Here is a 15,551-nt window from a genome sequence, read left to right on the forward strand (position 1 = left end):
TAGATGAAACTGATAAAAGGATTATATATAGTAGTATTGGTATGTATGTGTCAGCTGGCGATAGCTCAGCAGCGACCCGTATTTTCAACTTACCCGTACAATGGGCTCGCACTTAATCCTGCCTACGCAGGGAGCTTAAACATGTTTTCGGCCATACTGACAAACAGAAATCAATGGGTCAATATCGACGGCGCACCTGTATTTCAGTCACTCACGGCACACACTACATTGAAAGAAAAAAATGTAGGTGTTGGCTTGAATGTAGTACGAGACGCAGTGGGGGTACATGAGCAGTATAGTGTATATGGTAGTTTTGCCTATAAGATCAGAATGCGAAAAGGTATCCTATCCATGGGACTACAAGGAGGGTTCGATCAGCGGGCTTCCAATCTGGATGACATCAATTGGCTTGACCAATCCGATCCCCTTTCTGTTTATACCAAAACTTTCAATCCTAATTTTGGTATGGGGATTTATTTTGCCAACAGAGATTATTTTATTGGAGCTTCAATCCCCTATTTTCTTACTCCAGATGTGATCGATGGTGGTGGAGATGGTGCCATTCCCTCTGACGGAAAGGCTTCCCGATATTATTATATCACAGCAGGATTTGTAAAGGATCTTAATCGTAATTTGAAAATTAATCCTTCTATCTTGGTTCGATTACAAGATAATTCTCCAGCTGCATTTGACCTCAATTTAAATTTCATTATCAATGAGATTGTCTATGCAGGAGTTTCTTACCGCTATCAAGATTCTTTTTCTATCATGACGCAATTGGTACTCAATGAAAATTTTAGACTTGGCTATGCCTACGACATCCCTACAGGAAGTCTGGGAGAATACACTGCTGGATCTCATGAGATATTCATCAATTATAGAATACCATTGAAGTTTGGTAAAAAAGACGGCCTTTGCCCAGTCTATTTCTAAAAAATATTTAAAGGAGTTTCGGCTCCTTTTTTTATACCGTCTTCCTTTGGTTTAAGTCAGATTTTGTATGCTGCTAACTGCTTCATCAAACTCCCCAAATAACTTTGGAAAGGAGGAATACTAACTACGCACTTCCCTGAATTTCTGTACCGCTCATCAATTTCTTCATTCCCCTCATTGGTATTTTCATTAAATTGTATGACTCATACAGCAAATCATTAATACCGTGAATCGAAGAAAATTTATAGAAAATAGTGCCCTAGCAGGATCTGCATTGGCTTTAGTAGGCACTACTGCCTGCGCAAGTGAAGCACCAACTACCGCAAGCAAACTAAACCTCAAACCCATGACCGACGGGGTGGAGTTTATCAACACACAAGATCGAATCCAGCGAGTAGAAAAAGCATCCCGTCTCATGCAAAAAAATGGTTTTGATGCCATTTTTATAGAATCTGGCACATCACTCGACTACTTTTCTGGTATACAGTGGTGGGCTAGCGAGCGAATGACTGGCCTACTCTTATTCTCAGACGGTACCATTCAGTATGTATGTCCAGCGTTTGAACAAGAGCGATTGCATGAGAAGATCACCATCAAAGGAGAAATTTACATCTGGCAGGAGCATGAAAGCCCTTTCGCGCTAGTAGCCAAGCTCATCAAAGACAAAGGTCACGCTCTCGGCACATTAGGCATCGAAGAAAACGTCAGGTTTTTCCAATCCGACGGCATAGCCGCACACCTACCGCAAGCCACTATCATCAACGCCAAACCCATTACCGCTGGGTGTCGAGCCATCAAAACCCGAAAAGAACTGGCACTGATGAAAAAAGCCAACGAAATAACGCTAGAAGGCTACCGAATTGGGTTTTCAAAACTAAAAGAAGGCATGTCGCAATATGACCTAAGTGCCACCGTAGCCGAAGCATGTTCTGCACTCGGAGCTACAGATGCAGGCTGGGCAGGGTCTATGTTTGGTGCATTCACGGCTTTCCCACATGGTAGCAAAACTGCCCAACAGCTCAAGGAAGGTGATTTGGTCTTGATAGATGGAGGGTGCAAGCTAGACGGGTATCAAGCAGACATTACCAGAACGACTATTTTTGGGAAACCCTCCCAGCGCCAACAAGACATATGGAATATAGTGAAAGAAGCACAGACCGCAGTATATGAACAAGCCAAAGCCGGGGTGCCCTGTGAACTGCTCGATGCAACAGCTAGAGCGATAGTAAACAAATATGGTTTTGGTGGTGGTTATGAAAACTTCTTCCATCGTGTAGGACATGGTATCGGTATGGATTTTCACGAGTGGGAGTACCTTGTAAAAGGGAATCAAACGATCATGCAACCTGGCATGTGTTTTTCAAACGAACCTGGAATTTATATCTATGGTGAATTAGGTGTCCGGTTGGAAGATTGTTTTTACATCACCGAAGATGGTTATGAAGCCTTCACTCCACAAAGCCCATCCATAGAAAATCCGATATAGCCCATAGTTGAAAAATAATACATTTAGCATCAGCGCGTATTTCGAACATAACAGTTTTTTGTTCAAATACTCTCTCATTCCTTTCGGATTCAGGCAAATAATTGCTTAATTGGTTATACAAAACACATCAACTCATGCTATGAAAACGACCTCTTTCGCCCTTATCCTACTGGGCTTAGTCTCATGTACCAAAACCGCTGAATACAACCCCGAACGAAATTTCTCCAATAATCAAAAGTCGATTTTAACCTCATTTATCTTAGCCCAAGACAGTAGCGTTATCGAACTACCAGCAGGGCATTTTCAGTTTGACAAAAGTTTGATTTTGGAAGGAAAGTCAAACGTAACCATCAAAGGACAAGGTAAAGACAAAACGATACTCTCATTCAAAAACCAAACACAAGGAGCAGAAGGGATACGAGTGGCCAATTGCAAAAACATAACACTGCGGGGCTTTGGTATCGAAGATGCTGCTGGCGACAACATCAAAGTAACAGATACTGACCATATCCTCTTCGAAGAACTAATGGTGGGTTGGACTGGCAAAGTAGACTCTACCAATGGTGCCTACGGCCTCTACCCCGTGATATGCTCCAATGTAACAGTAAGAAACTGTATCGTAATGGGAGCTAGTGATGCTGGCATCTATGTAGGACAATCCGACACCGTACTGATCGAAGGCAATACCACCTACTGGAATGTGGCAGGTATAGAAAGTGAAAACTCAAAAGAGGTCATTGTACGAAACAATATCTCGTATGACAATACAGGTGGCATACTCGTATTTGACCTACCAGGCTTAACACAATATGGCAACAATATAGAAGTATATGGCAACAATGTCTATGAAAACAACAGAGAGAACTTTGCCCCTCTAGGCAATATGGTCAGCGTCACTCCCCCAGGTACTGGCATCCTAATTCTTGCAACTAAAGGGGTGAAAATTCATAACAATACCATTCGCAACAATAAAACCATAGCCGTAGGCATGGTCAGCTATGCCTTGCTAGAAGCCATGGGTGGCGATCAAAATACAGGCGGTGGTGGTAGTCGCGAAGAACTCGAAAAGCAAAATCAGCTAGATGTAAACTACGACCCTTATGTAGGCAATATCCATGTATATGACAACACCTACGAAAACACCTACCTCTTACCCAATTTGAACAATGACTTTGGCAAATTGTTTCTGTTAAAATTTGGCGCAAGCCTCCCTCAAGTCGCTTGGGACGGACTACAAAGTCCTAATTACTACTTAGCGGATGGTAGTATCAATCCTTCCTATGTCATTTGTGTGAATGAGGCCGAAGAAGTAAAAACCGTAAACCTTGATGCTTCGAATGAGTTTGCTGGACTGGAGGAAAACCCCGCCATTTTCAATTGCAATTGATATGAGAAGTGTACTATTCGCTTTGTCGTTCTTCTTTTTTGCTTGTCAGCAAAAACAAACTAAACAAACCATAATCCCAGTCCCTCTAGGCACAGATCAAAGCATTACAGAGCAAATACAATATGCCTCCGTGGGCAAAACCAGACTATCTGACTATGGTTTTTTTGAGGGGCGATTGGCAGACCTGAAACCAAGTGAGCAGGTCATGCCATATGAACTCAATACACCTCTATTTTCTGATTATGCCTTAAAGAAACGGTTCATTTATTTACCGAAAGGGGAAAAAATAGGCTATCAAGAAAAAAATGTACTCGATTTTCCTGTGGGCACAGTTTTGATCAAAAACTTCTACTACAGTGCTCGTCAACTAGGTAACATTGCTGACAAAATATTAGAAACCAGATTGCTCATTCACGAAAGAGATGGATGGAAGGCTCTGCCATATATCTGGAACACCCAACAGACAGAAGCCTATCTAGAAATCACAGGCGGACTTCTCCCTACATCACTCCAAAACAAAGGGGTAGTACACTATACCGTCCCTGATATGAACCAATGCAAAAGCTGCCACGACAAAAGTGGTACAATGACACCCATCGGGCCTACGGTAAGACAGCTCAACCGAAAAGCTGTGGCCTCCGACACCAACCAAATGCTCCTGCTGGCTGACAAAGGATGGATAGGCCTACCCGATCACACACTTCCCCAACTCGCCGTGTGGAACGACCCTGCCAGTGGCTCACTTAACGAACGCGCCCGAGCTTATCTGGATATCAACTGTGCGCATTGCCACAATGATCAAGGCCCTGCTAAAAATTCTGGATTGAATCTGACCTATTTCGAAACCGACCCATATCGGCTAGGGGTCAACAAAAAGCCTGTGGCTGCAGGACGTGGCTCTGGCAATCTAAAATATGGTATTGTACCTAAGAAACCCGGGGGGTCTATTTTAATACATCGTATGCAAACCACTGAGCCAGGCACGATGATGCCCGAACTGGGTAGAAGTCTCCCCCATGACGAAGGAATCGCATTGATCCGAGAATGGATTGAGAAAATGTAAGCCCTTCTTCAACTGTTTTCTTTTATTCTCGTATGTTTGCAGACGCAAAAGAAATTTTGCCGTTCATTGATGTATGGGGTCGACCGGTTTTGACAGTAAGTGTGGATATTGTACTTGCGTGTCGGGTGTTGAGTAAGCACGCGTGATCAATTTACTCCTATTTTATTTGGCGAATCTAATTACGCCATGGCTGCTTAATTTTTTGCGATAGCAAAAATTATTAATCTCGATTAAGAATCGGGACAGACACATCCCTCCAGGCTTTTGTCTTATGAGCAGGATCAAGGGGTGTCACCTAGTAAGACTAGCTTGAGGCGAAGTTGCTAACCGATAGCGAAGCTAAAGTAACTGGCAGGAAAAGTGGGTTGTTGAACGCCAGCTCTCCTGTGAGATCCTAAGTTTCAACTATGCATGTAGACGGTCCAATATGGCCTTATCTGGACGAGGGTTCGATTCCCTCCGACTCCACAATCCTTTACGAAAATCGCCGAAATCTTACAGAATTCGGCGATTTTTTTCTTTTACATACGAGTTCACATCTCTATAAGTAAGTATTCTGGCCGAGCTCACTTTCACATCCAAAATTTCAGCATAAGACAGCCCTTCATAGAAATAGAGAAAAATGACTTCACGCTGACTGGGTGATAGTAAGTTTGTTTTTCATAGATGATTTTAAAATCACACTCCTTCAAGTTGCTAGAAATAGAAAACGGTGCTTCTGCAAAAGAGAAACTAAAGCCATCTTCTTCTAGCTGCACCCGTTCTTCCTTTTTGATGTGCCGTATAATTCTCCTTTTGAAGGAAGCAAATAGATAGCCTTTGATCGATTTGGAAAAATATTAAAAACGAAAGGAAAACCAATCAAAGAATTTGAAAATATCTCTCATACGCAAGGTATAGTACTAAATAAACACACGGTAGCCCTTTCAAAAAAATACAGGAGAAGTTATATACTCAAAAAAAACAAACACCTCTACCCATAGCTAATTCGAAGTTTTCAATAAGAGTGGTAACATGAAACAGGTGTATTTGTGACCCAGATCTAACCATTGTAACCTCCCCCCTGTAGTTTGGCAACATACACACAGCCTCTCATTTGAGTTTGTTTTTAACCTTGTAAAAGTTGGCTCTGCATAAGTCAACACACATACGATTAAAACAAAATAATTACTTCTTAACAAAGCATGATATGACACAAAAGTTTACAAACAACGCAATAACAATGTTCTTTATGATTTTCACGCTACTGATATTTGCTCCTGCGTGTGATGAACAAGCGATTGAAGAAAGCATCGCAAAAGAAGAAACCAAAGAAGAAGAAGAGGTCGTAGAAGAAGACGACAAAGTTGAAGATGAAGAAGAGGACGTCGTAGAAGAGGAAGAGGAGGTAATCGAGGAAGAAGAAACGGTGGAAGAGGAAGAAGATCCAAACTTTCAGGGATCAAGAGCCAATTTTCCCCGAAAGGTAGAATATGTAGAAAGTACAGACATGCCTAGTAAAGACAAACTATATATTTTCATTATGGCTGGTCAATCCAATATGGCTGGACGAGGATTTGTAGAACCTCAAGACACCATTCCAAATAGCAGAATATTATCGATTGATGCATCTTTGAATTGGATACAAGCAAAGGAACCACTACACTGGTATGAACCAAAATTTACAGGATTGGATTGCGGAGTATCATTTGCGCAGACCTTGCTCAATTCCGTCCCAGCGGATGTTTCTATTGCGATGATCCCTTGTGCCGTAGGTGGTAGCAATATACACAACTGGCAAACCAACGCTGAGCATAGAGAGGTATTCCTTCTGGACAACTTCAAGGAAAAAGTAGCACATGCCGAACAATACGGAACGATAAAAGGTGTAATCTGGCATCAGGGCGAAAGCAACTCCAGCACATCGGCTGCTACTTACAAAACGAAGTTGACCGACGTGATCAGCATATTCAGAACTGAAATTGGTGACGACAATTTACCGTTTATCATGGGTGAACTGGGACAATACACCTCACCTGAGGACAAGCAAGACAGATGGGATACTTTTAATGACAACCTCCATCTGATCGCTGATGAAGACGACAATCTTTCGGTGGTTCTCTCTGACAACCTTACCGACATCGGTGACGGCACTCATATGGATTCCGAATCCCAAAGAGAACTAGGAAAAAGGTATGCGGCTGCCTACGTAGAGTTGACGGAAGATTAAGGATCGTTTCCAATATTGAAAGAACCAAACACAACCTTGCCAAAGTCTAGACTTTGGCAAGGTTGTGTTTTTTATCCCATCTCGATCATAATTGTATCACGGCTCAAGCTTTATGAGACATTTGAAGCCCGCACTACCACAAATTACCTTTCCTTATAACTACCAATAAAAGATCAAAGAAAAGAAGCCTCATGTAGTGTAACTTTGACTAGAATAGGCTGGGTTAGATCTACTTACCAGACTCGACTACAAATAATCAATTTTTGTTTCCTTACACCCCATTATTTTCCCAAAACCACTTCACGGTTTCTTCCAGTCCGTTTTGAAAATCAAACTGAGGATCGTAGCCCAATAGTCGCTTAGCTTTATCTATACTGGCCAAAGAATGCGGAATATCCCCTACTCGATTCGGGCCATACTCTATTTCTATCGATTGGATCTGAGGATCATAAGCACTGAGATATTTTTGTATGTAACTGATCAAGTCATTGAGCGTATTACGGTCGCCATAGGCCGTATTATAAACTTGGTTTAGTGCCGCTTCATTAGTCGTACTCAGGGCTAGCAAATTCATCTGTATCACATTATCTATGTAAGTGAAATCACGAGAGTAGCTACCATCCCCATTGATCACAGGCGATTCATGATTGATCAAAGTTTTGATAAACTTAGGAATTACTGCAGCGTACCCTCCATCTGGATCTTGCTTCCTCCCAAATACATTAAAATATCGCAAACCGATGGTATTTAGCCCATACGTTTGATAAAAAATATCGGCATATAGCTCATTCACATATTTGGTAATAGCATAGGGAGACAAAGGCTTTCCGATGTGCTCCTCTACTTTAGGGAGCTGTTCGGCATCTCCGTAAGTCGACGAGCTCGCCGCATAGACCAACCGCTCCACTTTGGCTTCTTTAGCTGCTACGAGCATATTCAAAAAACCCGAAACGTTCACATCATTGGTTGTGATCGGATCATTGATAGAGCGAGGCACAGAACCCAATGCTGCCTGGTGCAAAACCACATCTACATCAGAAGCGGCTGCATGGCAAACTGCCAAGTCTCGAATATCTCCTTCTATAAGAGAGAAATTTGGATTGTCTAGCAACTGCTCAATATTGGATCGTTTGCCAGTCGAGAAATTGTCCAGACACACCACATGGTTGCCCAAGCCCAACAACTGTTCACATAGATTAGAACCTATAAACCCAGCTCCGCCAGTCACTAATATCTTCTTGTCACTAATGTACTCCATACCTGCAAAATAAATACAAACCTGCGGATCATTGACTTTCTATCTGGATTATATCAATCACAAATTCAACTCTACTAGCGCAACTAACAATTATCCTATTCAAAATATAATATGAGCGCCACAATCGAGTTTTATAAATGTGTTATGTAAAAGATCCGACTCGGGTCTAATTAGTTAGGACCGATCGGTGGGTCGGCCTTTTGGAATTTTAAAAATGTTAAACAAATGAAAAAATTATTAACCCTGCTATTGGTCTGCGCGCTAGGAGCCGCTGCCACAGCCCAAGAAATCACGCCCTACACCCAATACAAAATAAACGAAGGCGTAAGTCTGGAAGTGACCAAACTAAAACGTGTAGAACAGTATGGTTGGGACTCTTTCGAAGTCACTTACCGACTAAAAAACAACACCAAATTTGACTTATTCAAAGTAGATGTTACCCTGTATTTAGTTGATAAAAACGACAACCAAGTAGGCACAGTAGAAATACATGACTTCAAAGTCCCTAAAAACTCCGATACAGAATATACTTACGTAGACCTCAAATCACCCTACGTAAATGAAAAGTACAACAAGATCGTTGTAGTCAAAAACAACATTGAAGTACAAATAGAAGACCCTAAAGGAACCAGTTTGGCTAAAATCAACTGTACTCCCTCTTTCAGCATGAGATAATCAATGCCATCCGAAAGAAGAAAAAAGTGATCTCGAAAGACACTACATTTAGTAGCCTTCCGGGATCGCTTCTTTTTGATATAATAGAGGTTGTGAATTCGCACACAATCACGACCTTTGCGACCCTATGGCGCAGTCTATCCACACCCTTCTCCTCACTCCTCCCTTTACACAACTCAACACGCCCTATCCTGCCACGGCTTATCTTAAAGGGTTTCTCAATACCATTGATGCACCTGCTTCTCAGGCAGATTTAGGAATCGAAGTCATCCTGGCTTTATTTACCCGCAAGGGCATTCAAAGACTATTTCAAAAAATAAACGAAGGGCGATTTCAGCTTGGCGCTAATGAAAACCGCATGGTAAGCCTACAGGAAACCTATCTATCCACCATCGAACCTGTCATTGCTTTCTTGCAAAACAAAAACCCGACACTCGCCTACTCCATTTCCGAACGAGACTATCTGCCCGAAGCCTCCCGGTTTGATCAAATCGATGATCTCGAATGGGCCTTTGGCAATCTCGGCATTCAGGATAAAGCCCGACACTTGGCCACGCTCTACCTCGAAGATCTGGCCGATTTGATTAAAAACACAATCGATCCATTTTTTGGCTTCAGTCGCTATGCCGAACGCCTTAGTTTGTCCGCAGAATCTTTCGATCCACTTTACGAATCGCTCAATGCAGCACCGTCTTTTATCGACGAAATTTTATTCGATTGCTTAGCACAAAAACTTACCACCGTTCAACCAGGGCTAGTTTGCTTGTCTGTCCCGTTTCCGGGAAACCTATACGGCGCACTCCGCTGTGGGCAATACTTAAAACAGCACCACCCGGGTATCAAAATAGCCATGGGTGGTGGGTATCCCAATACCGAACTGCGCTCCCTAAAAGACAGCAGACTATTCGAATTCATAGACTACATCACCCTCGACGATGGCGAGCGCCCCATCCAATTGCTACTCGATCACCTCTCTAGACAGATCGGCCAAACCAAACTGAAAAGAACGCTCCTGCTACTAGACGGTCATGTGACCTATGTCAATGGTGCCTCCCAACCCGACGTGACTTTTAGCCAAACAGGCACACCCGACTACGCCGGTATGGCATTGGATCAGTACCTATCCGTGATCGAAATCACCAACCCCATGCACCGGCTGTGGAGCGATGGCCGATGGAACAAACTTACCATGGCACACGGTTGCTACTGGAAAAAGTGCACCTTTTGTGACATCTCGTTGGATTATATTAAAAACTACGAACCTGTAAGTGCTGCCATTATTTGCGATCGTATGGAAGCCCAAATTCAACAAACGGGAGAAACAGGCTTTCATTTTGTAGACGAAGCCGCACCGCCCGCGCTCATGCGAGAGGTCGCCATCGAAATTCTCCGCCGCCAGCTCAAAGTGAGCTGGTGGACAAATATTCGCTTCGAAAAACGGTTCACTCCAGATTTGTGTCGATTACTTAAAGCCTCTGGTTGTATCGCCGTATCTGGCGGACTGGAAGTGGCCTCTGATCGATTGCTAGAGAAAATCCAAAAGGGAGTCACTGTAGCTCAAGTAGCTCAGGTCACAGACAATTTCACCGCCAGTGGCATCATGGTACATGCTTACCTGATGTACGGATTCCCTACGCAGACAGAACAAGAAACGATCGATTCGTTAGAAATGGTTCGCCAACTCTTTGAACTGGGAGTCATTCAGTCCGCTTTTTGGCATCAATTTGCCATGACGGCACACAGTCCCGTAGGAATGACTCCAGAAGCATTTGGTGCCAAAGCACTCATCGCAGCTGGCGATTTTGCCCACAACGACATCCCACATGAAGACCTGGAAGGCGCCGACCATGCGCTATTTAGTGAAGGTTTAAGAAAATCACTCTTCAATTACATGCATGGGGCTTGCTTAGATTTCCCACTACAGGAATGGTTTGATTTCGAAATCCCAGAAACAACTATATCTCCATTTGAAATAGAAATGGCCATCCAAAACAATCCTGGTACACCTATTTCCAATAGTTCAAAATTGGTCTGGCTTCATGCCAATCCACAGATTAGTTTTTATTCTAAAAAACAAAAAGGAAAAACTCAAACACGATGCAAGTTTGTAATCCATACGCATCAATCTACAGAAGAAGCTATTTTCAACCAAGCCCAAGGGCAAAGTCTAAAAGTCACATTCGAAAAACTGACAGTCAAGCGAGGCACACCCATCACCCTAGCGGAGTTTAAAACCATCTATGAACAAGAAGGGTCAGAAAGTTTTGATAAACTCACCAAAAGCCAAGGCTGGCAAACCCTTAGAAAAGTGGGTTTATTGATGGTTTAAGATAAAAAAGAGGGTTGATCTAAAGGGTACATTTCAAGTAATGTAGCATTAAAAAAAAACCAAAACCCGGCGTCACCGGGTTTTGGGCTTAGTTAGCATTTTTAAAGACAGAACGTCTCGCCTACTTGCCGTGCCAACCGTTCAAGGACGGCTTCGGATATAGAAGTTAACAAATTCTGAGATGAAGTACAACGAAAACCGTTTTTATGATTTCATCATGAGGGTAGATGAGCTGTACAGCCATGTTTTACGATTCTATATTGACCGCCAGTGTATTGCATTTGATACAAACATAGGTTGGCATGCTCAAAGACATCCATCCGTTCCAAAGGATAATTAAGCATCCAACACACCAGCATGCGCATGGCGCGTCCATGGGTAGCAATTAATATATGTTCTTCGTCTTCATTGGCCATGATGTACTTCATGGCTTCCTTCTGACGAACCACTACTTCCAAAGGCGACTCTCCTCCTCCCACAGTCATATCCAGCGCTCCATTGGCCCAGCCTGCAATCGTATCCAAATAGATTTGATGCATCACAGGATCATAAGGGCGCCCCTCATGTTTGCCCCAACTGATCTCGTCTAAGCCACTATGTGACTCGTAAGGAATCCCCAAATCGATAAACTGTTGTACAGATTCTTGCGTACGCTTCAGAGCCGACACATATATTTTGTCAAATGGCACATCCTTGTAGGCGTCGAAAAAAGCCTGCGCTTGCTGCTGTCCCGTTTCATTGATAGAAGAATTGATACCTCGTCCTTGTACTTTATTTTCAAGGTTGAAATTAGTCTGACCATGCCGGATGATGTATATATTTTTGGTTTTCAAGCGAATTGTCTTTTTGTTTGTAACAGGTGAATATAACCCCGTAATTGAAAGAAAAAATGTTCCTCCCCACGTTTACCCTCGAAGGTATAAATGCCTTCTCAAAAAACACAATGGTTGACCGTATTGGTATAGAATTTACCGAAATCGGAGAAGACTTTGTGAAAGCCACCATGCCAGTAGACGAACGTACAGTACAACCACTCCGACTGCTACATGGAGGGGCTTCTGTAACGCTTGCCGAAACACTGGGCAGTGTAGCTGCCACCATGACTGTAGACCCTAACAAACAGTACTGCGTAGGATTGGAAATCAATGCCAACCACATCAAAAGTGCTAAAAGTGGTATCGTAGAAGGCATAGCCCATCCGCTACACATAGGTAAAAAAACGCAAGTATGGGAAATCAAAATCACCAATGAAGAAAAACAATTGATTTGCGTAAGCAGAATAACCATGGCCGTGATTGATAAAAAATAATGGAATCGAGTAAACAAACTGCAAGTCAAAAACCAACTACTGCTTTTTTAGATAAAATCGAGCGTTTATTTAATACTGGTATTAAAATGGATTTGCCTTTTGCTATCTGGAGAAATCCCAAAGAGCAGATCATTCATGCCACATTGCAACTCGATCAAGAAAGCGATATTCCCGAAGAAATAGAACATGCTCCCACTGGTTTTTTGGTTCATCCTTTTCAAAAAACAGACGCTCATCAAGCACGGTTTATCAAATCGGATGTGCTGCTAGACAGCGAGCTAAACGAAGTACTACTCAGTTCCAGGGTTCAACGACAAAGACGGTAAGTTTGACCAGCTAATCAAGCATTTAGCTTCTTTTAGTGAAAAGGATGACTTTGACTACCGCGACTTTCTAGCTTCGCCTGTCAATTTCAAATCGTCCAAGGATCATTTTCTTACATTGGTAGAAAACTGTAAGGCCTCGATCACTGACGGCTACTACCAAAAAATAGTACCCTCAAGAAGAGAAAAGTTCCGAACAGACAAAAGTTTTCACCCAGTAAAAGAACTAGTCAAACTCTGCGAAGCTTACGAAAATGCTTTCGTATCGCTGGTTTACCTCCCTAATCAAGGGCTTTGGCTTGGTGCAACACCAGAACTACTCATTTCGGTAGATGAAGACCAAAATTTTGAAACCATTTCTCTAGCAGGCACTCAAGAGATCCAGCCAGCGTTTGAGTTATCTCAAGCCAGTTGGATGCAAAAAGAGATAGAAGAACAAGCGCTAGTCAGTCGATACATTATCAACTGTTTTAAAAAAATCCGCTTACGAGAATATGAAGAATACGGCCCAAAAACAGTAAAAGCAGGCAACCTCATCCACCTCAAAACCTCTTATAAGGTAAACATGAAAGAGGTGAATTTCCCACAACTAGGTAGTGTTATGCTCGACTTGCTGCACCCTACTTCAGCCGTATGTGGCATGCCTATGCTTCCTGCTGCCAAATTTCTTCAAGAAAACGAAAACTACGACCGTGAGTACTACAGCGGCTATTTGGGGCCGATCAACTACGAAGGTGCGACCGCACTTTATGTCAACTTGCGCTGTGCAAAAATCTATAAGCACGACATGATCTTGTTTGCAGGCGCAGGTGTCACCGAAGACAGTGATCCTGAAAAAGAATGGATGGAAACAGAAATCAAATTTCAAACCTTGCTCAATATCATCCAAGCCTAACGCATGAATTTACAACCTGTATTTGATCTTGTGCAACTTTGCCACCTCAAGGGGATCCAACACGCCGTGATATCCCCTGGCTCGCGCAATGCCGCACTCACCATTGCTTTTGCAAGACATCCAGAGATCAAATGCTATAGCGTACCCGACGAACGCTCCGCAGCGTTTATTGCACTTGGAATCAGTCTAAAAAGCCAGCTACCCACCGTATTGATCTGTACCTCTGGTTCTGCTGCCCTCAACTACGCCCCTGCCGTAGCCGAAGCCTTTTTCAACCAAGTCCCCCTACTCATACTCTCTGCTGATCGCCCCCCCGAATGGATCGGGCAACGCGACGGACAAACGATCTTTCAGGAAAATCTATTTGGCCGGCATGTCAAAGCAGCATACGTCTTTCCTTCACTAGAGAATAATGAATCAGCTAGACAAGCAGGGCACACGATGATCAACGAAGCGATCAATACAAGTCTATCTGAAGATAAAGGGCCTGTACATATCAACATTCCCTTCCGGGAACCCTTTTATCCTGAGACTGGCACTTTGTATGGGTCTCAAGAAAGTTTACCCGTCATCCCTCCTACATCAAATCAATCTCTCAACTGGAAAGAGGGCATAGATAGTATTTGCCATTACACTAAAATCCTGATCGTAGTAGGGCAATCGGCCAAATCAGAAGAGATCAGTGCAGCACTCAGCCTGCTGTCTATCAAATACCATCTCACAGTGATAGCCGATGTCATATCCAACGGCCATGACGTAGCAGGAGTCATATCTAGTCAGGATATTTTCCTCAAAAACCTAGGCAACGAAAGTTTACAGCCTGATTTACTTATCACTATTGGACTGTCTGTGATTAGCAAAAACTTGAAAATATTTTTGCGAACGCACAAGCCAAAAGCGCATTGGCATGTTCGGAACGAATCCATCTCACCAGACACCTATTTGGCTCTGAGCCAACACATCAAAGCGGATGCTTTACCTTTTTTACATGAGTTGCCCAAATACTTGAGAGCCAGTGCAAACCAGCGCGACTTTCAAGCAGCTTGGCAGGCAGTAAACACCAAGACCAAAGCACACATTAAAAACTATACGTCTCAGTCGTTTTCGGATTTCAACGGATACAAAAGAGTACTCCTCGCACTTCCTGATGGGTCAGACCTACACCTCGCCAACAGCATGGCCGTACGCTATGCTAATACCATTGGCCTAGCGCCAAATAAAGACATAGAGGTATACTGTAATCGTGGCACAAGTGGTATAGACGGCTCTAACAGCACGGCTATAGGCACGGCTCTAATGAGCGATCGCCCCACCTATTTACTCACGGGCGACATGGCTTTTCTATACGATCGCAATGCCTTTTGGCACAATCACCTACCCGACCACCTGCACATCGTAGTGTTCAACAACCAGGGCGGGGGTATTTTTCGTATGATCGATGGACCTTCGCAGCAGCCCGAGCTAAAAGAATATTTTGAGACGCATCAGCAAAGAGACGCCAAGTGGCTCGCTCAAGAATTTGACTTTGAGTACACGGCTTGCGCCAATCACGAAGCCCTTGAAAAGGCACTTCCTGGGTTTATGAAACCAGGCAAAAGGAACCTCTTAGAAATTTTTACGGATGCAGAAGAAAGTAAACAAGCCTACAAAGAATTATTTAGGAAACTAACCGATTGATCAAATA

15 protein-coding genes and 1 other RNA gene are annotated in these 15,551 nt (G+C 43.1%); 12 read left to right on the plus strand and 4 right to left on the minus strand.

The features are described 5' to 3' along the window. Nucleotides 1–3 precede the first annotated feature (3 nt). The 5 genes from N7E81_RS16335 to ssrA all read left to right on the plus strand — a co-directional run bounded on the left by N7E81_RS16335 (nt 4) and on the right by ssrA (nt 5,340). Entirely contained in the window at nt 4–933 is a 930-nt protein-coding gene (locus tag N7E81_RS16335; RefSeq protein ID WP_263050669.1) for a PorP/SprF family type IX secretion system membrane protein, read from the plus strand. A 226-nt stretch (nt 934–1,159) separates the two neighbouring features. Then, entirely contained in the window at nt 1,160–2,419 is a 1,260-nt protein-coding gene (locus N7E81_RS16340; protein ID WP_263050670.1) for a M24 family metallopeptidase, read from the plus strand. Nucleotides 2,420–2,558: 139 nt separating this feature from the next. Further along, nucleotides 2,559–3,806 (plus strand): parallel beta-helix domain-containing protein, encoded by a 1,248-nt coding sequence (locus N7E81_RS16345; RefSeq protein ID WP_263050671.1) that lies wholly within the window; start codon nt 2,559–2,561, stop codon nt 3,804–3,806. Between the two features lies 1 nt (nt 3,807). Then, nucleotides 3,808–4,869, plus strand: coding sequence for an SO2930 family diheme c-type cytochrome (locus N7E81_RS16350; protein ID WP_263050672.1), 1,062 nt, complete (start codon nt 3,808–3,810; stop codon nt 4,867–4,869). A gap of 75 nt (nt 4,870–4,944) precedes the next feature. After that, nucleotides 4,945–5,340: a transfer-messenger RNA gene (gene ssrA, locus N7E81_RS16355) on the plus strand. A gap of 24 nt (nt 5,341–5,364) precedes the next feature. Here the strand turns inward: ssrA and N7E81_RS19520 are convergent. Both N7E81_RS19520 and N7E81_RS16360 read right to left on the minus strand, forming a co-directional pair. Continuing rightward, nucleotides 5,365–5,493 carry a hypothetical protein gene (locus tag N7E81_RS19520; protein WP_407692716.1) on the minus strand — a complete coding sequence of 43 codons (129 nt, stop codon included), beginning with the start codon at nt 5,491–5,493 and terminating at the stop codon, nt 5,365–5,367. Continuing rightward, nucleotides 5,442–5,627 carry a hypothetical protein gene (locus N7E81_RS16360; protein ID WP_263050673.1) on the minus strand — a complete coding sequence of 62 codons (186 nt, stop codon included), beginning with the start codon at nt 5,625–5,627 and terminating at the stop codon, nt 5,442–5,444. The genes N7E81_RS19520 and N7E81_RS16360 overlap by 52 nt, the downstream gene beginning before the upstream one ends. Nucleotides 5,628–6,100: 473 nt before the next feature. Between N7E81_RS16360 and N7E81_RS16365 the strand changes: the two genes are divergently transcribed. Beyond that, nucleotides 6,101–7,078 carry a sialate O-acetylesterase gene (locus N7E81_RS16365; protein ID WP_263050674.1) on the plus strand — a complete coding sequence of 326 codons (978 nt, stop codon included), beginning with the start codon at nt 6,101–6,103 and terminating at the stop codon, nt 7,076–7,078. A gap of 271 nt (nt 7,079–7,349) precedes the next feature. Here the strand turns inward: N7E81_RS16365 and N7E81_RS16370 are convergent, their stop codons facing one another. Continuing rightward, the gene (locus N7E81_RS16370) at nt 7,350–8,336 is read right to left on the minus strand and encodes an SDR family oxidoreductase (protein WP_263050675.1); all 987 of its coding nucleotides are present in this window, start codon (nt 8,334–8,336) and stop codon (nt 7,350–7,352) included. 225 nt (nt 8,337–8,561) lie between these two features. Between N7E81_RS16370 and N7E81_RS16375 the strand changes: the two genes are divergently transcribed. Beyond that, nucleotides 8,562–9,011: a hypothetical protein gene (locus N7E81_RS16375; protein WP_263050676.1), complete on the plus strand. Its 450-nt coding sequence runs from the start codon at nt 8,562–8,564 to the stop codon at nt 9,009–9,011. A gap of 127 nt (nt 9,012–9,138) precedes the next feature. Then, nucleotides 9,139–11,340 (plus strand): B12-binding domain-containing radical SAM protein, encoded by a 2,202-nt coding sequence (locus N7E81_RS16380; RefSeq protein WP_263050677.1) that lies wholly within the window; start codon nt 9,139–9,141, stop codon nt 11,338–11,340. 215 nt (nt 11,341–11,555) lie between these two features. Here N7E81_RS16380 and N7E81_RS16385 read toward each other — a convergent pair whose 3' ends face one another. Beyond that, on the minus strand, nt 11,556–12,173 hold the full coding sequence (locus tag N7E81_RS16385; RefSeq protein WP_263050678.1) for a histidine phosphatase family protein: 618 nt from the start codon (nt 12,171–12,173) through the stop codon (nt 11,556–11,558). Between the two features lie 110 nt (nt 12,174–12,283). Here N7E81_RS16385 and N7E81_RS16390 point away from each other — a divergent pair, with 110 nt between their 5' ends. Genes N7E81_RS16390 through menD form a run of 4 tightly spaced genes read left to right on the plus strand, consistent with a single transcriptional unit; the run spans nt 12,284 to nt 15,544 of the window. Beyond that, nucleotides 12,284–12,649, plus strand: a complete 366-nt coding sequence (locus N7E81_RS16390; RefSeq protein WP_263050679.1) for a hotdog fold thioesterase — start codon at nt 12,284–12,286, stop codon at nt 12,647–12,649. Beyond that, complete coding sequence (locus N7E81_RS16395) at nt 12,649–12,975, plus strand: hypothetical protein (protein WP_263050680.1); 327 nt, start codon at nt 12,649–12,651, stop codon at nt 12,973–12,975. The genes N7E81_RS16390 and N7E81_RS16395 overlap by 1 nt, the downstream gene beginning before the upstream one ends. 13 nt (nt 12,976–12,988) lie before the next feature. Then, nucleotides 12,989–13,867, plus strand: a complete 879-nt coding sequence (locus tag N7E81_RS16400; protein WP_263053096.1) for a chorismate-binding protein — start codon at nt 12,989–12,991, stop codon at nt 13,865–13,867. 3 nt (nt 13,868–13,870) lie between these two features. Continuing rightward, nucleotides 13,871–15,544: a 2-succinyl-5-enolpyruvyl-6-hydroxy-3-cyclohexene-1-carboxylic-acid synthase gene (gene menD, locus N7E81_RS16405; RefSeq protein WP_263050681.1), complete on the plus strand. Its 1,674-nt coding sequence runs from the start codon at nt 13,871–13,873 to the stop codon at nt 15,542–15,544. The last annotated feature ends 7 nt before the right edge of the window (nt 15,545–15,551 follow it).

The organism is Reichenbachiella carrageenanivorans (genome assembly GCF_025639805.1).
GTDB lineage: Bacteria > Bacteroidota > Bacteroidia > Cytophagales > Cyclobacteriaceae > Reichenbachiella > Reichenbachiella carrageenanivorans.

What these genes read in the sequence shown, in the direction of transcription:
- menD (WP_263050681.1), top strand. Translation starts at nt 13,871, where the DNA reads ATGAATTTACAACCTGTATTTGATCTTGTGCAACTTTGCCACCTCAAG.
- N7E81_RS16395 (WP_263050680.1), top strand. Translation starts at nt 12,649, where the DNA reads ATGGAATCGAGTAAACAAACTGCAAGTCAAAAACCAACTACTGCTTTT.
- N7E81_RS16350 (WP_263050672.1), top strand. Translation starts at nt 3,808, where the DNA reads ATGAGAAGTGTACTATTCGCTTTGTCGTTCTTCTTTTTTGCTTGTCAG.
- N7E81_RS16375 (WP_263050676.1), top strand. Translation starts at nt 8,562, where the DNA reads ATGAAAAAATTATTAACCCTGCTATTGGTCTGCGCGCTAGGAGCCGCT.
- N7E81_RS16370 (WP_263050675.1), bottom strand. Translation starts at nt 8,336, where the DNA reads ATGGAGTACATTAGTGACAAGAAGATATTAGTGACTGGCGGAGCTGGG.
- N7E81_RS16365 (WP_263050674.1), top strand. Translation starts at nt 6,101, where the DNA reads ATGATTTTCACGCTACTGATATTTGCTCCTGCGTGTGATGAACAAGCG.
- N7E81_RS16345 (WP_263050671.1), top strand. Translation starts at nt 2,559, where the DNA reads ATGAAAACGACCTCTTTCGCCCTTATCCTACTGGGCTTAGTCTCATGT.
- N7E81_RS16390 (WP_263050679.1), top strand. Translation starts at nt 12,284, where the DNA reads ATGGTTGACCGTATTGGTATAGAATTTACCGAAATCGGAGAAGACTTT.
- N7E81_RS16335 (WP_263050669.1), top strand. Translation starts at nt 4, where the DNA reads ATGAAACTGATAAAAGGATTATATATAGTAGTATTGGTATGTATGTGT.
- N7E81_RS16380 (WP_263050677.1), top strand. Translation starts at nt 9,139, where the DNA reads ATGGCGCAGTCTATCCACACCCTTCTCCTCACTCCTCCCTTTACACAA.